Below are 21641 nucleotides of genomic sequence, written 5' to 3'. Positions count from 1 at the left end.
CACACTATAACTCAAAGGTATTGGAATATATTATTACCACTTGTTATATGAAAAGCAGGTTTCTTGAGGCACAATCAAGGGTATGAAAATATTGTGAAAATAATGAGTGTGCAATGAAACTACAGCAACTGCGTTACCTTAAGGCGGTGATAGACAACAACCTGAATATCTCGGTTGCTGCCAATTCCCTGTTCACTACCCAGCCGGGGGTCAGCAAGCAAATCAGACTGCTAGAGTCTGAGTTGGGGGTTAAAATCTTTGAGCGCAAGGGCAAGTCCATCAGCGCAGTCACCCCCATCGGCAAGCAGATCATCGATGAAGCCATCGACATGCTGGAAAAAGAAAGCCGTATCAAGACGATTGTCCGTGATCACATCAAGCCCGAAGAAGGCTTTTTGAACATCTACACCACCAATACCATTGCACGCTACCTGATCCCTGAAGCGGTAGAGCGCTTCGTCAAACGCTATCCGAAAATCAAATTCCATATCGGTACATCGCAGCTCGACAAATATGGCCATATCCTAAAGCGTGGCCAATCAGACTTCTCGATCCTCGCGCAAAATGTCGAAAGGGAAAAAGACATCATCGTGCTACCGGCCTACAAGTGGAACCTGAGCCTGATCGTGCCCAAAGATCACCCCTTGGCCAAAGACCGTGATATCTCCATCGAGAAGATTGGCGCCTACCCTCTGATTAGCTACGAGCCAGGTTCAACCGGGCGTTCGGCACAGGACAAAGCCTTCAGTGCAAAAGGCATCACCCCGTATTACTTCATGACGGTAATGGATGTCGAGGTTATCAAAAAATACGTCAACCTCGGCTACGGTATCGGTATCATTGCCCAAGTGGCCGCCCAAGACGTGGTGGACGAGAATCTGGTCAGCATCCCGCTCAATGATATTATCCCGGCGTGTGATGCCTGGCTGTGCTACAGTCGTAACCTGTTCTTGCAAAAATACATGTTGGATTTCATCGAGCTGTTCTGCCCACACCTCACCCGCGAGGTGATGGAAGATATCGCCCATTGCTCTGATAATGAGATTCTCAAGATTTCCGAACAATTTGAGTTACCGGAATATTAATATTGCCATTAAGACTATTAATAAATTCATCTTTCGATATACCTAACTATTGAAAGGTGAATTTTTAATATTTATCACTAAACAGTTCCAATAGAGTATTTAAACTTTTCTAATTATCTGTTGCTATTTCACAAAACAATTTAACATCTGTTCTTTATTTAACCACCTTCAATATTTTTTTCCTTATTTCCACCTATTCTATATCTCGTTCAGAAACACAATAAATATGAAATTATGAATCGATATAGAATAGGTCAATGCAGAGTTGTAATGTTTATCACTCGCTTTGTGAACTAAAACATTTTGCTGACCTTAATATCAGGAATATAACTGAAATGAGGGAACGAACATGTCGCTTAGTATGGCTGAACCCAAACCAAAATTATCAATATCATTAACTAATCAAATACTTATTGCAACTGCAGCCGGTATTGCTTTCGGGGCTCTAGTCGGCCCATGGGCCGAGAACATTAAATTCATCGGTGATATCTTTATCCGCTTAATTCAGATGTCGGTTGTCCTGCTGGTGATGACCGCAGTATCGGCTGCAATCGGCAACGTTGACGGCAAAGGTGCAGGGAAGATGAGCCTGCACACATTCAAGTGGATCATTTCGATGACCATCGTCTCTGCCTTTGTCGGGTTATTTCTTGCCCTCACGATAAAACCCGGCGAGGGGATTATCATCGAAGGCGCAGCAGCAGCCGTTGCCACGCCAGATGCTTCCATCAAAGAGACCATATTGGGGTTCTTCTCGACCAATATCGTTGATTCGATGGCGAGCGGTGCGATGATACCCTGCATTGTGTTTGCCGTCATATTCGGACTGGCGATGGGGTCATATTCCCGAACCACCGGCAATAAGGTGATCACTGAGTTTATCGTCAGCTTTAATGCAGTGATCATGAACATCATCAAAATGGTCATGAAACTGGCACCCATTGGTATTTTCTGCCTGCTGGCTAACGTATCTGGGGCCATCGGCTTTAAAGTCATTATCCCGATGCTGAAATTCCTCGGCGCACTGGCAATCGGAGATATCATCCTGCTGCTAATGTATGGTCCTCTCACCGCCATGCTGACCAAAGTGAACCCATTTAAAATGCCACAAAAGTTTGCAAAATTGTCGATTATGTCGATGACCACGACCTCTTCTGCAATTTGCCTGCCGACCAAAATGGAAGATTCAGTGACCAAGTTTGGCGTCAGCCGAAAAGTAGCCGACTTCACCGGCCCTATCACGATGTCAATGAATGCCAACGGTGCGGTGATGTGCTACGTCTTGGCGATTTTCTTCATGAGCCAAGCAACCGGTATTGTGCTTGAGCCCTTCCAGATGGGGATGGCTATCCTGCTGTCTGTGCTGATGTGCATGGGAACCATTGTCGTGCCCGGCGGGATGATTATCGTCTATACCTTCCTTGCCAGCTCAATGGGCCTACCGCTAGAAAGCGTGGCGATCCTTATCGGTATCGACTGGTTCTCAGGGATGTTCAGAACCCTGCTCAACAATGTGGTGGATGTGATGATAGCCATGCTTGTGTCCGACAAACTGGGTGAGTTTGACCGGGAAGTCTACAACGATAAGAAGACAGCCGAGTACGTCCAAGCTTAATGCTTGCTTGCCATTAAAGGCATTTGACACAAAAGCCAGCAGATACATACCTGCTGGCTTCTTTTATTTTTTGCAATTCTGAATACTATCAGCTGGTCCGTATCTATCTTTCAACAAGCTCTCAAGGGAGCCCTCATCATCCCTTCTATCCAATAGCATTTCAGAGTGGTCTTTTCGCTAGCCTTTGCTTCAAGCAACATAACCAACACAGTTTACTGTATGAGAATTGAACTACTTTTCTAATCAATAGGAGATCAGGCCTCAACTGTCAGAAGTCGCTTCTGCTTTTGGGGTTCTCGGTCCTAAAAATATAATTGACAGCTTAATGGACGAGTTTTGATTAGCCTGGAGGAGAAAAAATGATGCATTGGTTGAGCCACGCGATTTAGATAACTTAACAGCGAATAGGCTAAGCTGTTGTTTTCAATTAAAATTAAAAATAAAAAAGAAATAACTATCTATTATGTATACAACGTGTATAGTAGCTGGAGCTCAATTGGCTTGGGCTATTAATGAAATATTTAGTTCAAGATTTTCTCAGTTTACTTTCGATTCAGTTCGTCATATTTATCCTGTGATACCTTTTTCTTCATTCTCGATTTAATAGCTATTTAAATTAATTCAATATATCGAGGTATATATGTCAAATAAGACAACAGGTTCAGTAAAGTGGTTTGACGAAACGAAAGGTTTTGGTTTTATCACTCCAGATAATGGTAGTGCTGATGTTTTTGTTCACTTCAGAGCTATCGCTACAGATGGTTTCAAAACGTTGGCTGAAGGCCAAAAAGTAGCTTTTAATGTAGAGCAGGGTGGCAAAGGCCCACAAGCTGCGAACGTTACTTTAGCTTAATCGATATTCAGGGAGGTTTCGTTTATTGCCTAGTTATAACGAGATCTCTCTACCCAACGTTTAGTAGGTATTAATTTGAAGCGAAGAACCAATAGAAAAATATATTGGTACTATACAGTACGCGAACATAACAATATCAAACGGGAAAAGATCTTCCCCATAATAAATAGTCACCTTTCTTATGGTGAAGCCACTTAGCCTGCCACCATACACTTGATAAATAGATATGTATAAACGCAATATCTTATTCAGTGTAAAGACAAATAGCTTTGATATGAGCTTTTCATTTGGTGAGTCGATCAACGCAGGTGAAATTAAAGATTCACAAGAGTTGAGTTTCGGAACATTTCATATTCACTCAAAAAGGGAAGTAAAACCTTGAAAAAGAAAGTACCTAGTGAAAAGTCGCATAAAGATAATAATAAAAATGACAAGCCAAATAACATTCATCAAGTAAGAAGAAAAATTGAAGACATTCTGTTAGAGCGTGAACAGAAAAAATTATTAGACCTTTAATGGAATATAAAATTATGCGTAAACCAGTAAAAAAAGCCAGCAAAAAGATGCGAAAAAGTGATTTCGAAGAAAAGTTCACAAAAATGGTTGAGGAATACCAGAGAGCAAAAGAAGTTCTTGATTCCTTGGAAGTAGGCACTACCGAGTATGCGAAAAAGAAAAAACAGTGTGATATCCTCTTCGCGAGTGCCGAACGTTTCATCAATGCACAGAAGTAGCTGTAATTGATTTTTGCTAAGCCTAACGCCCCTAAAGTGAGCAACTTCGTTCTAAAATTCTAATGTCTTTATATCGATGATATTCAAATTAGGTTGAAATGATAGTAGGCATTTACATAGTATATCTATATGAATAGCATGTTTCAGAGACGGTTTGACTATAATTGTAAGAGCATTCTCACTAAAGTACGAAGTCATAGTTCATGTAAGAGTAAATATACAGTATTATGCTTTCTTCACAGCAACGTCTAAAACGGTGCAAGATTAATTTTTATTAATTGTGAGTAGTCTAAACCCTTAATTTAGAGTAAAGTGACACTTTATCTTCTAATAAAGTTATAATTATGAGCGACGTTTTTAAGACATTATTAAACTTACGTTCTTTGCGCGCGGTTGCACGTGAAGAGTTTACGCTAGAACAACTTCAAGAAGCCCTTGAGAAGCTGCAAACTGTGGTCGCTGAGCGTAAAGAAGCTGAAGCAGAATCTCGACAAGCAGAGAAAGAAAAAGAAGAAAAACTGAAGGCATACCGCCAAATGCTAATTGCAGATGGTATCGACCCAGAAGAGTTACTGGCAACCCTAGCTGACACGCCAAAAAAATCTAAGCGTACACCTCGCCCAGCTAAGTATAAGTTCACCGTTAATGGTGAAGATCGCACCTGGACAGGCCAAGGTCGCATGCCTGCTCCCCTTAGGGAAGCAATCGAAAATGAAGGAAAATCACTCGATGATTTTCTGATTTAATTGGTGCAAAGCCTCAATTATGAACTGACCCCGTAAAGTTGGACATTTCTTTTAGAGATTTTCAAGGCCTGATTTCAATATTCTATCGGAGTCAGGCCTTTTAGTGTCACTTTAATGCGTTTGGTATTGTAGTAGTCGATATATTCTTTAATTTGCCCTATCGAGTCATTCGCATCTTCAAAGCTTCGATTGTGGTACATCTCTGTTTTTAAGCCTCTCTTCCTCGCCATCCCTGTCTTTGCTATTTGGGCAGAGCCTAACGAATATCCCCAGTTGAAGTTGGTGGTTCAGAGCTGAAAAAAATCCCCAGCGCTTAGCTGGGGATTTTTTAATAGACAGGCCAACGGCCAGGTTTACATATCGATACCGCCTGTTCACTATACCGTGACGAACTCTCCCTGGAACGGATTGATTACCCCAGCCTCAATATCGTAGACAACCTGGCCTCTCAGCAGCGTCTTCGCCACCTGGGCACCAATAGTCCTGCCCTCATAGGCACTGAATTTATTGCGATACTCCAGATCGTCTGCAGTCAATACATAGGATGAATCCGGTTTAATCATGACAATGTCAGCATCTTTACCGACAGCAATGCGTCCTTTCTGCTCCAAACCGAAGAGATCGGCTGGGTTAGTCGCCATCAGCTTGGCGAATTGGGTCAGTGCCATACCGCGCTTTTGTACCGCTTCATCGAACATGATATCGACGCTGTTCTGTAACGAAGAAATACCGCCCCAAGCATCAAAAATCCCGCCTTCTTTGAGATCAGGCGTACAGGGCGAATGGTCAGAGGTAATAAAGTCAATCTCGCCGTTCAGCAGCTTAGCCCACATGCGATCTTGGTTGTCCTTATCACGGATCGGCGGTGAACACTTGGCCTTGGTACCAATTTCTTCAAACTGGTTGTCGTCAATGGCGAAGTAGTGACCGCAAGACTCGCAGGTCACGTCCTGACCGCTGTTACGGGCTTTGGTCACTTCCTCAATCGCTTCTGGGCTGCTCAAGTGGCAAAGGTGGAGCTTACAGCCGGTTTCCTTTGCCAGGTAAAGTGCACGGCGCACCGCCTCGACCTCCGTGAAGACCGGACGGGAGGCGATGTAATCCTTGGCGGTAAGGCGCCCTTCTGCCACTGCTTTTTTGCCCAAACCATCGCAAATCTCGGCATTTTCAGCATGCATCAGCAAAATCTTGCCCAAGCGTGCTAGCTCGGTCATGCCTTCATAAAGCTCGTAGTTGTTTACGTTACAAAAATCCCCGGACTCCGGATCGGGATTGCCGCATGTTGACACAAAACATTTATAGCCAACCACGCCTTCCTCTGCCAGCTCATGCAAGCGATCAATATTATGAGGTACCAAGCCCCCCAGCGAGGCAACATCAACCGTCAGTTTACCCTTTCCGGCTTCGTATTTGATATGCAGTGTTTCACGGTCAATCGTCGCCGGCACTTGGTTCAGAGGCATTTCGACACAGGTGGTAACGCCTCCTTTCGCCGCCGCTTTGGTTGCGGTTTCATACCCCTCCCACTCGCTACGCGGACCTCCTGGGTCGGTAATATGGACATGGCCGTCGACCATACCAGGCGAAACAATCAACCCAGCAGCATCAATATACTCGTTGGCAGTCCCCAAATCCCTGCCTATTGCCGCAATGACACCGTCTTTTATCGCCACATCTGTTTTAATCGCATCATGTTCTAAAATGACGGTACCGTTTTTAATAATTCTATCGTAAGACATGTTTCACTCCATTTTTATTGGTTAAATTTCAATTTTTTAACAAATGTTCATGTATTATCGGAACGAAAGGTAAAGCTCTGGATTGCGTTTCTCATCCAGTTTCATCAAAACAACGTAGAGCACAAAAGCGGCAATAACACCGGTAAACCAAGACACACTATTCAAAGCACTCAACACAGAGATATATTGGCCGCCAAGTGAAAGAATGCAGGCAAATATCGTCGCATAAAAAGCAATGAGGTTGATGCCATTTTTGTAGTAGTTGAAACTGTCTTCAGAAACATAAAGCGAGTCCAATTTAATGTTCTGCTTCATGATAATGAAGTAGTGGCCGAGCATTACCCCAATCACTGGACCAAGAATACCGCCAATCGTATTCAGGAACAGGAAAATACTGTCCTGGTTTTCCATCAGTTTCCACGGGCAAATAATGACGCTGATCACCCCGGCAATAATGACACCTTGGCGGTAGGTGAGACGGGGAAAGACTGCCACGAGCTGATAACCGGCCGGGATGATATTACCTGTGGCATTAGTCGATATCGTGGTCATCAGTACCACTGTACCGGCAAAGATAACTAGGAATAAGCTGTCCCACTTGGCAATGATATCCAACACATTCCACGTATCCGTTTCAAAATGAATGCTGGCACCGGCAAGCACGCATACACTCGACACCGCGAACAGCAAGTAAGCAAGCATCAAACCACCGAGCTGGCCGGTAGCCTGATCGCGGAAACTGCGAGCATTCTGGGTGAAGTCCGAAGCACTAACGGCAGGCGCAGCCCATACGGCAACAATGGCATTAATGACAATCAGAAACTCGAAGAATCCGGCATCCACCTGCTGTACCTTGGCTGGTACATAGGCGAGGATGCTTTCAAAGCCCACCAGGTACACCGCCCAAATTGCCATACCGCCGAAGACTAGGTAGATGCACGGGTTGAGAATGGCGGTGAAGCGGTTAAGGATCGCCCCTCCTCCCAAGCCAATCAGCATATTGATGGCCCAGAACACCAAAAAAGCAATCAGCCCGGGCGCTGAAATCCCCAAGAAGCTCCAATCTCCACCAATAGCCAAAAACTCGGGCCAAATCTTAGCGATGATGATCAACAAAGCGATGGAGCCAGCATAATTTTGTAAGCCGAACCACATAATAGCGGCAATACCACCACGCAAAATACCGGGAAAAAGGGCACCTTTAACACCGTATGAGGCACGAAGTAGCATGGAAAAGGGAACACCATATTTAGACCCCGGGGCACCGTTAAGGATCATCGCCAGTGCGATAACGATGCCGCTTAGCAAAATAGCAGCCATGATCCCTGACGTGCTCAAACCGAGCATAAAGAAACCACCAACCGCAACGTAATTCGGCACGTTGTGTACCGACCCCTGCCAAAGGGTAAAGTAATTCAGTGCTCGCCAGGTTCTTTTATTTGCTTGCTTGGGTAATAAATCATCGTTATATCCCCTAGAGCGATATTCGTCGATAATCTCCTTGGTTATTTCATTCATCGTATTTCCCTCTGTTATTTATATCAAATCTTCATGTTCAAAAACTATACAGCGACGTATTCTGTATGTATCAGAAGAAAGCCACACAAAAGGTAATGTTTTTGTTTTTTTGCTTATTAACAGAGCATTGTTCAATTCTTTTTTATAGTGAAAAGTTATTTCTTAAAAAACAATCCATTAAGTTTATTAAAATTTATTATTTATATTTTCCTACAAATTTCATGGTTTACTAAAACCAACTGTTAATCATGTTTAATAAACCAAAAAAGCCAGCTAACACCGTTAGCTGGCTTATATAACATTTAATTCGATTATGCAGTTTGCACTTCTGGTTTTTTACTCGCCCTGAGGTTAATCAGCACAAAGAATACCGCTCCTGCCACCAGCAAACCTGCTGATAAATAGAACCCAATCGCTTTAGAGCCTGTCAGATCGGATATTAGCCCTGTCAGTGGCGGTGCAATGATTGATGACGACATGCCGGCGAGGTTGAAGACCGCAAGAGCCCTGGCCATTCTCACTTTCGGAGCACGCTCAGTGACGTACGAGATCAAAATTGGATCCAGTGCCATCTTGCCTAGGAAGCCATAGACCAGAAGGCTGATCATCAACGCCGTGGTATTGGGAGACAGCACCGTGAAGGCCAGCATAAGGGCACCCGCGATCTCTAGTGTCACTACCATCTTCACCGCTTTGGCCTTGAACTTGTCGGCCAAGGAGCTGAAGAACAGTGCGCCGGGTACGGCAATCATTGCCACCAGGGCCGATGCCCCACCAATTGCGGCTCCTTCGAATCCACGCTCCGTCTGCAAGTAGCTCGGAAGCCAGGTCACAATCATGTAGTAGCCATAGCAGGTACAGAAGTACAGGAAATAGACCGCAACCAGTTCCGGCTTGAGCAGTGACGTACCTTGTGGCTCTGCAGCTGTTGTCGCGGTATTTGTATCCGCTTTAGCTTCGGTAGCCTGCTTGGCTGCCTGGTTGGGTTTAATCACCAAGGCAAACACAATGACCATGACAAAAATGATCGCGGCTGAAATGTACAGCACGTTATTCCACGCCATGTCCATGTTCTTTACCAGTACACTGGAGCCAACAAGCCCGATCCCCATACCCACGGCCGACCCACTGTTAACGATTGCAGAGGCAAAAGCCCGGCGCTCCTGGGGCACATGCTCGCCCGACAGTGAGTAGGCGGAGCAGAAGAACGTCGCACAACCCAACCCAGACAGCAATGAACCTGCATACACCATGTTAATTGACGCAGCATTGGCGATCACAAGGGTACCTATGGTGAATAGGCTGAAACCGCAGAGCAGTGTCAGTTTCTGCCCCATTTTTTCGACCACTATCGAGGCGGGGATCTGCCCACCGCAGTATGCAGCAAAATAAAAGGTCGCAATAAGGCCTATCTGGGTATCGCTAATATCACCAAGAGCCGATTGAATCTCTGGATAAATGGGCGTCAGGACAGTTCGATAAATCCAAATAGCAACCCAGCCCAAACAGAGAATAACGACAAGCTTTTTCCAGTACTCAACACCGGACTGATTTTTAATTTCCATTTTCATTCCCGTGTATTAGTTGTAGGCCAGCTCATAAAGCACGTTGATAAGTGCTTCAACACCCACGGTAAGATCATCGATATCGGTTTGCTCTGCAGGGTTGTGGCTGATACCCGCAATACTTGGGATAAAGATCATTCCGGTTGGTACGCGAGGTGCAAAAATCTGGGCATCATGTCCCGCGCCACTGTGCATACGCTTGTAGTTGGCCCCTTTGGCTTCTAGGGTAGAATCAATCAGATCAACCAGGGCAGGATCCATTGGGATCGGCTCTTCGTCCATCCAAAGGTCTACGTCGATTTCAATCTCCATCTCCGCGCAGATCTGCTTCATGTCTTCAATGATCTGATCGCTAAAGCCGATGAGCTTTTCCTTGTCGGTATGGCGGCAATCCATGGTGAACAAAATATCGCCAGGAACAACATTGACCGTATTCGGCTTCGGAACCACCTTGCCAAAGGTCAGGACCAGCGGATCCCCTTCTGCTTTGGCTTTATCTATGGACTGGCAGCAGATCTTGCTGAAGGCGTAAACGGTATCTTTACGGTAGCCCATCGGCGTGGTACCGGCATGGTTCGCTTCACCTTTGAGGGTAATGTTGTAGCGACGCTGGCCGGCAATACTGGTCACAACCCCCAGCTGCTTGCCTTCCGTTTCCAGCACCTTGCCCTGCTCGATATGCAGCTCTACAAAGGCCTTGATATCCTTCCTGACCGTCCGCTCAGTGGCAAAGTCGAAGCCGCATTGTTTCATGGCATCGACGAAGTTGACGCCCTTGTTATCGGTCAAGCCTTTAACGGCGTCATTATCCGCAATACCGACGATGTTCTTGCTGCCCCAGAACACATAAGGAAAGCGGCTGCCCTCTTCTTCGGCCAGCGAGACCACTTCCAGGGTACGCTTGGGCGAGCCATGTTTGTCTTTAAGGTATTGCATCGCAATGAACGCGGCCTCGATACCGAACTGGCCGTCGAGATTACCGCCGTTGACCACGGTATCCACATGCGAGCCCGACATAATGACCTGATCGGGATACTCCGTACCCTCAAGGCGACCATAGATATTACCGACGTCATCGGAATAGGCCTGGAAGCCACTTTTTTCAAATAGCTCCAAGAAGGTGTTTTGGGCTGACAGCCACTCTTTGGTGTAAAGCAGGCGCGTCATACCCGCCCCTTCTTCATAGCCAAACTGGGTAATTTTCTTCGAGGTTTCTTCTACCTTACTTTTTAATAGCTCCATCTTTTCATTCCTTATTTTGTTTCAAAATATGTATTAACGACAGGCTGCTGGCAAACAGGCCCTTAATAATTCGCTTTAATAATATTTATTATTTCTGCTTATCCATTAAACGCAGATTTATGATCGTAGGAGTTGATGAATGTGTGCTCTGATATTAAATACTCATAGACATCATCCACAATCTCTATTCCATTTTCTTTTGACTTAGCTTCAATTAAATCGCTATTTTGACCTGGATAAAGCACTTTATTAAAACCCGGTGCTGGTCGAATCTCGCCTAACTCTTTCATGGTTTGGGCAATAGATTCAATAAAGTAATCTCTTGTCGTGAAGAACTCCGGATTAAGCACAATGTGCAATTGACCAAGATTACGCCCTTCGCTTAAGTCCTCATACATCGAGCTGACACTGCGGCCAAACGGCAGTCCCAGCATGACACCGGATAAAATGTCCACCATCATCATCAAGCCATAGCCTTTGGGGCCGGCGATCGGCAACAGAGCCCTAACGGCATGTGGGTCGGAAGTCGGGTTCCCGGCTTCGTCAACGGCCCAAGTATCAGGTATAGTCTGATTTCGGGATCGGGCATCAAGGATCTTGCCCCATGCCTGTACGGTCGTCGCCATATCGAAATTGATGGTCTTGCCCTCTGGGCCCGGCGCAGAAAATGCGATGGGGTTGGTCCCGTAATACACTTCGCTGCCACCAAACGGGACGACCATCGGGTCTGATTGACACATGGAGATCGCCACCAGGCCGCGCTCTGCCGCCAGTTTGGTAAAGTAACCCAGCGCGCCGCTATGGCTCATGCGCTTAACCCCAACCACGGCCACCCCTTTGGCCTGTGCCATCTCAATGGCTTTTTCCATGGACTGCTTTGCCACAACATGGCCTGCCCCATTGTCACCATCAAACACAGCACTGCATGGGCCCGTTTCTTCATAGCTAAATTGGGGGGCCGAGTTAATACCTCCTTTCGAGATACGCTCCGAATAGTACTCAACCCTAACTGCACCATGCGAATGAACGCCGCGCTCATCCGCAAACACCAGGACATCAGCAACAGTATCAGCATGTTCATCAGATAAACCGGCTTGCATAATTTTTGCTTTAATTAACTGATGAAGCTGAACACTTGAAAGATTCATAATTTACTCCATGATAAATTCACTATTTCGCGGGCTAATAGGTTTATGTCATTTATCTATAAATCTATACTAGCTAAAGAAATATTTTGTTTTGTGATCTATAAACACCTCAATTAACTTCATGATATTTTCTTCTTATATTCAAACTATCATTAAAAGGATTTATATAGTGTTTATAATTTTATTTTTTAACATTTAAGAACAGCCACATACCTAATAATGTATCGGCACCGGAATAGTGGCCATGACATAACAGCCGCGAAGCGTAAAAGTTAAAATCTTCTGGGCTTGAATGTATTAGGTCTAACAGGGAAATCGAAAAATAACCATTTCTGGCTTGCTCTAAATATCCAGCACTAACTGACGTTGTCCAATAATCTAAATCTAATGTCGAAGGCAACAGGCTATGGGCCTTTTCCCTGAGGTTGGGGGAACTATAAGCGCAGGCGAGCATGCCAACCAGCATATCATCGTGACTGGGTGTTAAACCCGGCCCGGCACCAATAACTCCCTCCCAGCATGGTGGTTGCCCATCGAACCACCGGTAAACTTGACTCAGTATCGACTCAAAAGGCTTCTTGTCCCCAGCCTTTGCAATAGTCGACAATGAGCCATATAAACCGGTTTCCTTTGTTTGCTTACTCAGATAATCGGTAAGTTGTTCCAGGGAAATTGATGATACATCCCGCGCTTTGAGCCACACGCCATTTTCCCCTTTGCGCAGGTGAAAATGGTTAACAATCATGCCATTGCTTACCAAGCGGATCGTACGTGCGTCCGGTACAAGCTGGCTCAGATGACTGAACATCTGCGGTGAAACGGCCCACCCCGAGGGGCTCATTCCTGCATCGCTGCGATGGAGTGTCAGCACCTTATGATCTTCGGTCAGGAAATTAATCGCCTTGCTGCCACCGCCGGCAAAACGCAACGAGCCTGGCCTCGACGGTGCCGACAGACTGTAGGCTAGCGCTTCATGTACCATCCAATTCTCCCTCTGAAAAATCGAGGCAGCCCATGGGCCGCCCCATGACATTACTCAGCCTGCAGACCCATGTCTTGGGCAAGGGCCTCCAGGGCCTTTTCGAAACAGGCCAGTGGGGCCCGTACCGTTCCGGCGCCAATTTGACCGATGCCCGCTTCCTTGTGGGCAATACCAGTGTTAATGATCGGCGTGATACCGGTTTCGACAACATGGCGGACATCCAGGCCGAGGCATGCGCCTTGGAAATTCCATGACGGGATCTGCAGCAGTGAGTTTTGCTCCACGAAAATCTCGGCCATCTCTTCAGAGAAATCCAGCGCCGCATCCACACCGCCAACACCGACAAATCGTGTTACGCCAGGCGCGGCGACCATCGCAGCCCCGCCGACACCATACGTTTCGGTAATGGCACTGTCGCCAACATCCGTATTCGCCTGCTCTTGGGAATAGCCGGTAAAATACAATCCTTCAGGGGTATTCACTGGCGCAGTAAACCACTGGTCCCCCATGCCGCTGACACGAATACCAAAGTCCTTACCGTTGCGGGTCATCGCAGTCACAATGGTGCCCGCTTTGATAGTGGCCCCGGCGTCCATCGCACACTTACAAAATGCCATCGCCAAGTTGAGGAAAAACTGATCGGTAATGCTCAGGAAATCAAACACTCTTTTCAACACATCCTTGCTGGCATCCACTGCCGCTATGCTCGGCGCTAGCGTACGGAGTAACAATGAAGAGGTCGCAATGTTACGCTGGTGGAATTCATCCCCCATGGTGATCCCCTGTGCCATAATGGCTCCTAGATCAACACCGCCCTCGGTATTTGCCAGCGCATCCTTGAGCACAGGCATCAGCTCTTCACGCATCCAGTGCAGACGCTGCTGGACTTCGTCACCGTAAGCGCCAAAGCGCATTACTTTGCCGATCCCTTCATTCAGGTTGCAGTAGGCAAAGTTACCATCGGCTTTGTTTTCAACCACAATGACCGGCATGTTGGCCGAGGTGATCCCGCCCATTGGCCCTACGGCGTTATGGTGATGACACGGACTGAATTGCACCTCCCCCCCGGCAAGCATCGCCATTGCATCGGTGTCGGATGTCGCCCATCCCTCGTATAGGCAAGCACTGACACAGGCCCCCTGCATCGGCCCGGTCATCTCTTCCCATTTGATCTGCGGGCCGGCATGGAGCAGGTGCTTACCTTCTGCCAACCATGGGATAACTTCGCCGGCAGAGGTAACATCCACCCAAAATGGGCGCGCAGATTTTACTTTTTCCAAAACGGCTGCGTTGGCTTCACTAATTGATGAATACATATCTTTAATTCCCTATTGCATTTGCTTTAATAGACTGGCCAATTTTGCGTTCCCGCCTGCGATGGGGGCCCACTGGTAATGCACGACTGGCGTCGCGGCAGACTGCAAATCGTCGGCAAAACTGCGCAGTCCTACATTCACTACCCTGATCCCATCGAGCAAAGCGGGTCGCTCTTCAACCGCCTTTGTTCCTTGTTGTTCAATCAGAGCCTCTGACAGCAGCACCGCTTCTTCCAAGGTATTCACCACAGCCACACCGGCCTCAACCAAGGTTTCGATTTGCTGCGAGCGCTGCTGCGGATCCGCCTCTGTTCCTGTTACCGTCGCGATGACGTGCAGCGGGCTTTGGCGCTTCGATTTTGCGCTTTCAACTGCCTCCACCAGCGCTGCCGCCGGATCCGCTGTTGCGCCATAGCCGATAACGACATCGAGCAATAGCACCCCAACCTGCTCATCGACTGCGCGTTTTTCAATTTCGAGGGTACGTGTGGTTGGATCAATCATCGGGTGAGGGCGACCGACGGTATAGTGATCATCACCGAGGTCGATAATGAGGTGGCCGCCATCATTGAGCATAACGCCCTGGTCATGGGCATCATCGACAGCCAAGCCAAGTTGCTCCGCGGTAAGCATCGCGGCCTCGGCAGCCAGAGTCCCGCCCGTGTATAGGCCGAGGATTTTCTTCCCAGCCGTTTTATTACAACCAGGCACATACTGGCGGACATTGGCCAGCATCGCGGCAAGCCTGCCGGCTTCGGCAAGGCTGTTGGCAAAAAAGACATTGCCATCACGCGCCTTTTCACGGCGGGTACCGAGGAACAGCGCCACCACCGGCTTGCTCATCGCTTTCATGGCTTGGATGACCGCTTGTTCAACTTCTGGAGCTGGCGGTTTGGAGACAAAAGCGACAACCTCGGTTTCCTGATCGTTATCCATCATCGCAAGCGCACTCAAGGCACTGGCACCACCGACGTCTGCCGATAAATCACGGCCCCCCAAGCCGAGCGCATGGGTAATACCTTGGCCTGCCAGGCAAACCTGGGACGCCAGTTCCTGAATCCCGGTACCGGAAGCCCCGACAATACTGATCGGCCCTTTCGGCAACACGTTGGCAAAAGCCAGCGGCGCCCCCGCAACCATAGCGGTACCGCAGTCAGGCCCCATCACCAACAACCCCTTTGCAGCAGCTTTTCTCTTTAGCGCGACCTCTGACTCAAGCGGGACATTGTCTGAAAACATCATCACATTCAGATCATTGTCCAGAGCCTCATCAGCCAAGTCGGCGGCATAATCACCCGCCACAGAAATTAATGCCAAATTGGCCTCGGGCTGCTTTGCCAATGCCGTTTGCCAGCGGCGGACGACATCCAACCTCTGCCCGCCGGCGGATGCCTGTGCGATGGATGCCAGTGCGCTATCGAGCTGAGCTGCAATCTCATCGGACACATCGCCGCTTTCAGCATTGGGGTGAATCGCCACACAAATATCATTGGGTGTGGCTTCGTCGAACAGTGGATGCCATAGGCCTGTGGACTCCAGCAGAGATTTGTTTGCCGGAGTGCCCATCATGACAGACACCTCCTCAACATTATCACCATTACTCAATTGCCTTGATATCAGCATCAGGCTCACCGAGTCCTGAAAACAACCTTTTTTTAAAAATGCCTGGATCATGTATGGCCACCTTTCTCATCCCAAAATAAATAACGTTGAAAATTTTATTTTTCTTCAGCGTGATTCCCTGTATTTAGCTAGAGGTTAAGGCAGTCATGGAATTAAAATATTGAGCAATATCACACACAATATATTGTTATAATATTTTCAAAAATAGACTGACTATCGTTCAATCATTATTTATGACACTGGATATAAGAACCTCGACTATTAAAATCTTTTATCAAATCAAGCAATCATTTTAAAAAATATTTTTTTACATTTATATTTGTAACGCATATTAAAATATCGACGTAGATCATTTTTTTTAAGTAATATTCTTTTATAAGATGTTGTGAGTCTCATTCATTTTCAAGGACGCACATGCTAGACAGGGAAACAATCCGATCTTTTATGAAAGTAGCTGAATATGCTAATTTCTCCAAAGCGGCAGAAGTACTGCATAAGACACCTGCCGCTATCAGCTATCGAATAAAGGTGTTAGAAGATGCTGTAGATACCCAGCTTTTTATCCGTACCACACGCAGCGTGCACCTTACCGAAGCGGGTGAGCACCTACTTAGCCAATGTCAGAAGTGGCTCGACTGGATGGAAAGCATGCCGGATGAGCTACGCCAGATAGCCGACGGTATTGAGCGAAATATTAATATAGTCATCAATAATTTACTATTCGACCAACATGCCGTCTCCCAGCTCATTCTGGCATTGCATGAGGCCTTTCCGTTTACCCAAATCAATATCTCCAGCGCGGTATACATGGGGGTATGGGATGACTTATTAAACAACGATTACCACTTGGCTATTGGCGTACCAGGGCTCGATACTATCGATAACACGGTAAAGTTAAGCCCTTTGGGTAAAATGAGCTGGACCTTTACACTGACCCCCAAGCACCCGCTTGCAACCCTCAACGCTCCGCTCAAAGAGTCCCAGCTCAGGCACCACCCTGCGATTAACATTGAAGATACCTCCCAACACATCAACAAACGCACGGCCTGGCTGTTGCGGGATCAAAAAGAGATTAAAGTGCCTGACCTGTCGACCAAAGTCGCCTGCCATATCAATGGAGCGGGTATAGGTTTCCTACCCAAAAACCTAGCTAATCCACTGATTAATGAGGGGTTACTGATTGAAAAAGAAGTGCAGTGGAGCCGTGCTCCGTCTCCACTTTCTATTGGCTGGCGCCAGGACTCTACCGGGGAAGTGACCCAGTGGATTATAGAATTATTCAAAAAAAACGATCCTATAATCCAAGGTTTTTTAAAGAATATCGACCAGTTACACCACTAAAGACGCATCGGGGACAACGGTACAAGCCGGTCTTACACAGGTCCCCTTTTCACCTACCAGAATTTGTTCCACATCCTGAAGGGCACCAATGAATGCAATCTGGCCCGTCCGCTCTACGAACTGAATCACCGCCTCAGCCTTTGGCCCCATAGCACCGTCAGGAGCGGCAAAAGGACGCATCTGACTAACCGTCACATCCCGGAGTGCCCGTTGGTTAGGCGTTCCCCAGTCTTGATAAACCGCATCGGCATCCGTCAGGATCATCAGGTAATCCGCACCGATTTGTTCTGCCAGCATTGCGGCCACCGAATCTTTATCAATCACGGCTTCCACACCTTTATAACCCACTTGCTGCTGAACCACTGGCATCCCACCACCGCCGCAGCACACCACGGTTTTTCCTTGGTCCAATAAACTGACAATAGTACTTGCTTCAAGCACTTGTACGGGTTTTGGTGACGCAACGACGCGGCGGATATATTGGCCGTCTGGTTTCATCTGCCAACCATATTGCGCTTCGAGCTCAGCCTTGTCCTGCGGCGAATAGACCGGGCCAATGTACTTTGTCGGCAGGGCGAAAGCGGGATCGGAAGCCGACACTTCAACCCGAGTCAGCAAGCAAGACACCTCGTTCATCCCCTGCTCTGTCAGGGCCTGCACCAGCATATAGCCCAGCATCCCCTGGGTCTGCGCCACCAAGTTATCAAGCGGATAGGCCGGCACTTCACTGTAGGCCGAGTTTTGCAACGCCAGCAACCCCACCTGCGGACCGTTGCCGTGCACTATGGTCACGTCATAATCTTGATCCAACTGCTTGATCAGCTCTGCCGCCTTGTTGATATTCCGTTGCTGATTGGCAGCAGATAAGACTTCACCCCGTTTGAGCATAGCGTTGCCACCCAGGGCAATAACAATTCTCTTCTTGTTCATCACACACCTTTTTTATATTTGATCTTTGTTATGCAAAATAAAAAAATTTATTATTTTGCGTATTTTTAAAATATTAACGACTCGTTTTTATGTCTAGATCAGCAACGGGATTTATCTGTTTATCAAACATTTTTATTTAATGTTGCTGCCAACATAAAATTAAACCTTTAAGTAAAAATTGAGATACTCAGATCACACTTTTATTATTTCAATTAGATAATATTTATTCACCAACACAGCTTCTGGTAATAGGGCCCATAAAACTTCCTTCAGGGCCCGTTTTTTTAGGTGACATATTCGAGGTATAAGATGGGATACTTAAACAACAATACAGGATACATTAATGATCTGCTGGCAACCCGGGCCGTAATTAAAAAAAACAACTTTGCCATTCTTCCACCAGATGGTCTGGTAAAAAATGTCCTGCCGGGGTTTGAAAATTGCGACCTGACTATCCTGTCATCTCCACAACTAGGCGCCAGCTTTGTCGATTATCTGGTTACCCTTCATGACGGCGGTAACAACCGCTGTGGGTTTGGCGGCGAGGAAGTCGAAACTTTCTTCTATGTCATCTCGGGCCAAGTTTGTGTCGAGGCCGATGGCCAACGCCATACCCTCACAACGGGGGGGTATATCTATTGCCCGCCAGGCACACTGCTGTTTATGGAAAATGCCAACCAGGGCGAGGATAGCCAGGCATTCCTCTACAAGCGCAAGTATCAAGCTATCGCCGGCTACCAGCCCCATTTGCTGGTCAACCACCGCGATAACCTAGAGAAGGTCCACTACGAGGGGATGGAGGATGTCATTGTTGAAGATCTGCTGCCGAAAGATCTCGGCTTCGACATGAACTTCCATGTTCTGACCTTTGCACCCGGTGCCTGTCATGGCTATATCGAAACCCATGTCCAGGAGCACGGCGCGTATATCCTGAGCGGTGAAGGTGTCTACAACCTAGACAACAACTGGATCCCGGTTAAGAAGGGGGATTACCTGTTCATGGCAGCATACGTTCCCCAAGCCTGCTACGCTACAGGCCGCGGAGAACCTCTCAGCTACATTTATTCCAAAGACTGCAACCGAGATATTCCATTGTAATTTTCACTAATGCCAATTTAGTCATATCGCCTTTGGAAGCGTCAGTTTAATCTTTCGCTTCCTTTTTTTAATCGGAATTTGATTTTCAAAAGTTTTTATAAAAAAACCAGACTTCCACCTATATCAATGAAATCCTAGCCCCAATCCCGATATCCTCATGCTAAGTGCTGCCATTCCGTGCCCAGGAAATCAAAACATTCAATAGGTCACAGCAGAAAGCCGACAAAATAAGATCAAGGAGCCCACAATCAATGACGATTAACAATGCACTGTTTGAAACCCTCAATCCCCCCCAGCGCCTGCTGATGGGGCCAGGCCCGATCAATGCGTACCCTCGCGTCCATCAGGCTTTGTCAAACCAGCTCATAGGTCAGTATGACCCGGTGATGACCGAGTATATGCGCCAAACCCAGGTACTTTACCGCCAGGTATTTCATACCCAAAACCCGGAAACCCTGCTAATTGACGGTACCGCAAGAGCGGGAATAGAAGCCGTCTTGGTGTCGATTCTTCAGCCTGGCGACAAGGTATTAATCCCTGTCATTGGCCGCTTTGGCCACCTGTTGTGTGAAATTGCCCAGCGCACCGGTGCCGAGATCACCACCATTGATGTGGAATGGGGCAAGGTCTGTGATCCGCAGCAGATCGAGGACGCCATCAAACAGGTCAAGCCGAAGTTGCTGGCGACGGTTCAGGGAGACACATCAACCACAATGAACCAGCCACTGGCCGAAATCGGGGAAATCTGCCAGCGTCACGATGTCCTTTTTTACTGCGACGCCACCGCCTCTGTGGCCGGTAACGAACTGCTGGTCGACGATTGGCACCTTGACGCCGTGTCGGTGGGTCTTCAAAAGTGCTTGGGAGGCCCTTCCGGCAGTGCACCTCTGACGCTCAGTCCAAAATTTGTCGAGCAGATCAATCGTCGCAAGCACATCGAGAAGGGCATCCGCGACCCGCACCATACCGATGGTATCGAAGCGATGATCCAATCGAACTACTTCGACTTGCCAATGATCCTCGACTACTGGGGAGAGGAAAGACTCAACCACCATACCGAAGCAACATCGATGCTGTACGCCGCCCGCGAATGTGCGCGACTGTTTCTTGAGGAAGGGCCGGCAAAAGTCATTGCCCGCCACAAGCAAGCGGGCGATGCCATGGCGGCCGGCCTGCAGGCTATGGGCCTGAGGCTGTTTGGCGACCAAGACTACAAGATGAATAATGTGGTGGGCGTATACATCCCAGATTTGGTCGATGGCGAAAAAGTACGCCAAGAATTGCTGACCCGGTTTGGGATTGAAATCGGGACATCGTTTGGCCCGCTCAAAGGCAGGATATGGCGTATCGGGACAATGGGCTATAACGCCCGCCAAGAGGCTGTCCTCCATACCCTGGCCGCGCTAGAAGCAGTATTGTTTAAACACCGGGCCCAAATACAGCTCGGCACAGCTGTCGCGGCAGCGATGGAGTATTACTGATTATTGGCGGTACACCGGGGCGCTGATCACAAGGTGCCACCCGAGGGTGGCACGCATTGTTTTACTCTTTGATCGTCACTTTCTCGATGATAATGTCATCGAGCGGCACATCTTCATGGCCGAAACGGGTCATGGTCAGCGCTTTACCAATGTTGTTCACCACCATCATGCCGCCTGTGACTTTACCGAACACCGCATAACCCCAGCCTTGGTTGGTGGTAGCAGTGAAATCAAGAAAGTCGTTGTCTTCCAGGTTGATGAAAAACTGCGATGTCGCCGAATGTGGCGCATCGGTACGAGCCATTGCAATCGTGCCCGCTTTGTTTTTCAGGCCGCGGTTGGCTTCGTTGACAATCGGGTCACGGGTCAGCTTTTCCTTCATTCCCGGCTCGTGGCCACCGCCTTGGATCATAAAACCGTCAATCACACGGTGGAAAATCGTTCCTTCGTAAAAGCCGTCTTTGCAGTATTGCAGAAAGTTCTTCGAGCTGACCGGAGCCTTGTCGAAATCCAGTTCGATTTCGATATCACCGAAGTTCGTCGTGAAAATAATCATAAAAATAACTTTGCTAAGTATGAGTGGCTGGCAGTATACAAAGCTTAGCGGATACCGCAAACACCATAC

At 47.5% G+C, this 21641-nt stretch carries 20 protein-coding genes; 9 read left to right on the top strand and 11 right to left on the bottom strand.

Features of this window, described 5'->3' with window-relative positions:
- The first annotated feature begins 113 nt into the window (after nucleotides 1-113).
- The 6 genes from C9J03_RS20925 (at nucleotide 114) to C9J03_RS20905 (ending at nucleotide 5033) form a co-directional block, all read left to right on the top strand.
- Nucleotides 114-1085: a LysR substrate-binding domain-containing protein gene (locus tag C9J03_RS20925; protein ID WP_044621592.1), complete on the top strand. Its 972-nt coding sequence runs from the start codon at nucleotides 114-116 to the stop codon at nucleotides 1083-1085.
- 349 nt (nucleotides 1086-1434) lie between these two features.
- Nucleotides 1435-2700, top strand: coding sequence for a dicarboxylate/amino acid:cation symporter (locus C9J03_RS20920; protein WP_044621593.1), 1266 nt, complete (start codon nucleotides 1435-1437; stop codon nucleotides 2698-2700).
- Nucleotides 2701-3340: 640 nt separating this feature from the next.
- Nucleotides 3341-3553, top strand: coding sequence for a transcription antiterminator/RNA stability regulator CspE (cspE, locus tag C9J03_RS20915; RefSeq protein WP_082060516.1), 213 nt, complete (start codon nucleotides 3341-3343; stop codon nucleotides 3551-3553).
- Nucleotides 3554-3931: 378 nt separating this feature from the next.
- On the top strand, nucleotides 3932-4069 hold the full coding sequence (locus tag C9J03_RS26770; protein WP_162845586.1) for a hypothetical protein: 138 nt from the start codon (nucleotides 3932-3934) through the stop codon (nucleotides 4067-4069).
- 14 nt (nucleotides 4070-4083) lie between these two features.
- Nucleotides 4084-4287, top strand: a complete 204-nt coding sequence (locus tag C9J03_RS20910) for a hypothetical protein (RefSeq protein WP_044621594.1) — start codon at nucleotides 4084-4086, stop codon at nucleotides 4285-4287.
- A gap of 344 nt (nucleotides 4288-4631) precedes the next feature.
- Complete coding sequence (locus C9J03_RS20905) at nucleotides 4632-5033, top strand: H-NS family histone-like protein (RefSeq protein WP_044621595.1); 402 nt, start codon at nucleotides 4632-4634, stop codon at nucleotides 5031-5033.
- 74 nt (nucleotides 5034-5107) lie between these two features.
- Here the strand turns inward: C9J03_RS20905 and C9J03_RS27035 are convergent, their stop codons facing one another.
- The 9 genes from C9J03_RS27035 to fdrA all read right to left on the bottom strand — a co-directional run bounded on the left by C9J03_RS27035 (nucleotide 5108) and on the right by fdrA (nucleotide 16217).
- Complete coding sequence (locus C9J03_RS27035) at nucleotides 5108-5233, bottom strand: IS3 family transposase (RefSeq protein ID WP_420813020.1); 126 nt, start codon at nucleotides 5231-5233, stop codon at nucleotides 5108-5110.
- Between the two features lie 177 nt (nucleotides 5234-5410).
- Nucleotides 5411-6772, bottom strand: a complete 1362-nt coding sequence (gene allB, locus C9J03_RS20895; protein ID WP_044621596.1) for an allantoinase AllB — start codon at nucleotides 6770-6772, stop codon at nucleotides 5411-5413.
- 54 nt (nucleotides 6773-6826) lie between these two features.
- Nucleotides 6827-8290 carry an allantoin transporter gene (locus tag C9J03_RS20890; RefSeq protein ID WP_044621597.1) on the bottom strand — a complete coding sequence of 488 codons (1464 nt, stop codon included), beginning with the start codon at nucleotides 8288-8290 and terminating at the stop codon, nucleotides 6827-6829.
- A gap of 311 nt (nucleotides 8291-8601) precedes the next feature.
- Nucleotides 8602-9855, bottom strand: coding sequence for an MFS transporter (locus tag C9J03_RS20885; protein ID WP_044621598.1), 1254 nt, complete (start codon nucleotides 9853-9855; stop codon nucleotides 8602-8604).
- A gap of 15 nt (nucleotides 9856-9870) precedes the next feature.
- Nucleotides 9871-11097, bottom strand: coding sequence for an allantoate deiminase (gene allC, locus C9J03_RS20880; protein ID WP_044621599.1), 1227 nt, complete (start codon nucleotides 11095-11097; stop codon nucleotides 9871-9873).
- A gap of 98 nt (nucleotides 11098-11195) precedes the next feature.
- Nucleotides 11196-12245 carry an ureidoglycolate dehydrogenase gene (allD, locus tag C9J03_RS20875; protein ID WP_044621600.1) on the bottom strand — a complete coding sequence of 350 codons (1050 nt, stop codon included), beginning with the start codon at nucleotides 12243-12245 and terminating at the stop codon, nucleotides 11196-11198.
- Between the two features lie 181 nt (nucleotides 12246-12426).
- Entirely contained in the window at nucleotides 12427-13227 is an 801-nt protein-coding gene (locus tag C9J03_RS20870) for an oxamate carbamoyltransferase subunit AllH family protein (RefSeq protein ID WP_044621601.1), read from the bottom strand.
- A 50-nt stretch (nucleotides 13228-13277) separates the two neighbouring features.
- The gene (locus C9J03_RS20865; RefSeq protein ID WP_044621602.1) at nucleotides 13278-14543 is read right to left on the bottom strand and encodes a YlbE family protein; all 1266 of its coding nucleotides are present in this window, start codon (nucleotides 14541-14543) and stop codon (nucleotides 13278-13280) included.
- A 12-nt stretch (nucleotides 14544-14555) separates the two neighbouring features.
- A complete protein-coding gene (gene fdrA / locus C9J03_RS20860) occupies nucleotides 14556-16217 on the bottom strand; it encodes an acyl-CoA synthetase FdrA (protein WP_044621603.1) in 1662 nt (553 codons plus the stop codon).
- Nucleotides 16218-16580: 363 nt separating this feature from the next.
- On the opposite strand from fdrA, the gene allS reads away from it, so the two are divergent.
- On the top strand, nucleotides 16581-17507 hold the full coding sequence (gene allS, locus C9J03_RS20855; RefSeq protein ID WP_044621604.1) for an HTH-type transcriptional activator AllS: 927 nt from the start codon (nucleotides 16581-16583) through the stop codon (nucleotides 17505-17507).
- On the opposite strand, the gene C9J03_RS20850 is transcribed toward allS, so the two are convergent.
- A complete protein-coding gene (locus tag C9J03_RS20850) occupies nucleotides 17496-18437 on the bottom strand; it encodes a carbamate kinase (RefSeq protein WP_044621605.1) in 942 nt (313 codons plus the stop codon). The two genes, allS and C9J03_RS20850, sit on opposite strands and share 12 nt — an antisense overlap.
- A 309-nt stretch (nucleotides 18438-18746) precedes the next feature.
- Between C9J03_RS20850 and allE the strand changes: the two genes are divergently transcribed.
- Together allE and C9J03_RS20840 are read left to right on the top strand one after the other, a co-directional pair.
- Nucleotides 18747-19535, top strand: coding sequence for a (S)-ureidoglycine aminohydrolase (gene allE / locus C9J03_RS20845; RefSeq protein ID WP_044621606.1), 789 nt, complete (start codon nucleotides 18747-18749; stop codon nucleotides 19533-19535).
- Nucleotides 19536-19786: 251 nt separating this feature from the next.
- Entirely contained in the window at nucleotides 19787-21016 is a 1230-nt protein-coding gene (locus C9J03_RS20840; RefSeq protein ID WP_044621607.1) for a pyridoxal-phosphate-dependent aminotransferase family protein, read from the top strand.
- Between the two features lie 61 nt (nucleotides 21017-21077).
- Here C9J03_RS20840 and C9J03_RS20835 read toward each other — a convergent pair whose 3' ends face one another.
- Nucleotides 21078-21572 (bottom strand): peptidylprolyl isomerase, encoded by a 495-nt coding sequence (locus tag C9J03_RS20835; protein WP_044621608.1) that lies wholly within the window; start codon nucleotides 21570-21572, stop codon nucleotides 21078-21080.
- Between the last annotated feature and the right edge of the window lie 69 nt (nucleotides 21573-21641).

Origin of the sequence: Photobacterium gaetbulicola, assembly GCF_003025515.1 — a bacterium.
GTDB lineage: Bacteria > Pseudomonadota > Gammaproteobacteria > Enterobacterales > Vibrionaceae > Photobacterium > Photobacterium gaetbulicola.
Note: the sequence above shows the minus strand (reverse complement) of the source record. Positions and strands in the feature narration are given on the sequence as shown.

Excerpts from the sequence above, each read along its gene's own strand:
- C9J03_RS20925 (WP_044621592.1), top strand. The coding sequence starts at position 114 with ATGAAACTACAGCAACTGCGTTACCTTAAGGCGGTGATAGACAACAAC.
- C9J03_RS20920 (WP_044621593.1), top strand. The coding sequence starts at position 1,435 with ATGTCGCTTAGTATGGCTGAACCCAAACCAAAATTATCAATATCATTA.
- cspE (WP_082060516.1), top strand. The coding sequence starts at position 3,341 with ATGTCAAATAAGACAACAGGTTCAGTAAAGTGGTTTGACGAAACGAAA.
- C9J03_RS20910 (WP_044621594.1), top strand. The coding sequence starts at position 4,084 with ATGCGTAAACCAGTAAAAAAAGCCAGCAAAAAGATGCGAAAAAGTGAT.
- C9J03_RS20905 (WP_044621595.1), top strand. The coding sequence starts at position 4,632 with ATGAGCGACGTTTTTAAGACATTATTAAACTTACGTTCTTTGCGCGCG.
- C9J03_RS27035 (WP_420813020.1), bottom strand. The coding sequence starts at position 5,233 with ATGTACCACAATCGAAGCTTTGAAGATGCGAATGACTCGATAGGGCAA.
- allB (WP_044621596.1), bottom strand. The coding sequence starts at position 6,772 with ATGTCTTACGATAGAATTATTAAAAACGGTACCGTCATTTTAGAACAT.
- C9J03_RS20890 (WP_044621597.1), bottom strand. The coding sequence starts at position 8,290 with ATGAATGAAATAACCAAGGAGATTATCGACGAATATCGCTCTAGGGGA.
- C9J03_RS20885 (WP_044621598.1), bottom strand. The coding sequence starts at position 9,855 with ATGGAAATTAAAAATCAGTCCGGTGTTGAGTACTGGAAAAAGCTTGTC.
- allC (WP_044621599.1), bottom strand. The coding sequence starts at position 11,097 with ATGGAGCTATTAAAAAGTAAGGTAGAAGAAACCTCGAAGAAAATTACC.
- allD (WP_044621600.1), bottom strand. The coding sequence starts at position 12,245 with ATGAATCTTTCAAGTGTTCAGCTTCATCAGTTAATTAAAGCAAAAATT.
- C9J03_RS20870 (WP_044621601.1), bottom strand. The coding sequence starts at position 13,227 with ATGGTACATGAAGCGCTAGCCTACAGTCTGTCGGCACCGTCGAGGCCA.
- C9J03_RS20865 (WP_044621602.1), bottom strand. The coding sequence starts at position 14,543 with ATGTATTCATCAATTAGTGAAGCCAACGCAGCCGTTTTGGAAAAAGTA.
- fdrA (WP_044621603.1), bottom strand. The coding sequence starts at position 16,217 with ATGATCCAGGCATTTTTAAAAAAAGGTTGTTTTCAGGACTCGGTGAGC.
- allS (WP_044621604.1), top strand. The coding sequence starts at position 16,581 with ATGCTAGACAGGGAAACAATCCGATCTTTTATGAAAGTAGCTGAATAT.
- C9J03_RS20850 (WP_044621605.1), bottom strand. The coding sequence starts at position 18,437 with ATGAACAAGAAGAGAATTGTTATTGCCCTGGGTGGCAACGCTATGCTC.
- allE (WP_044621606.1), top strand. The coding sequence starts at position 18,747 with ATGGGATACTTAAACAACAATACAGGATACATTAATGATCTGCTGGCA.
- C9J03_RS20840 (WP_044621607.1), top strand. The coding sequence starts at position 19,787 with ATGACGATTAACAATGCACTGTTTGAAACCCTCAATCCCCCCCAGCGC.
- C9J03_RS20835 (WP_044621608.1), bottom strand. The coding sequence starts at position 21,572 with ATGATTATTTTCACGACGAACTTCGGTGATATCGAAATCGAACTGGAT.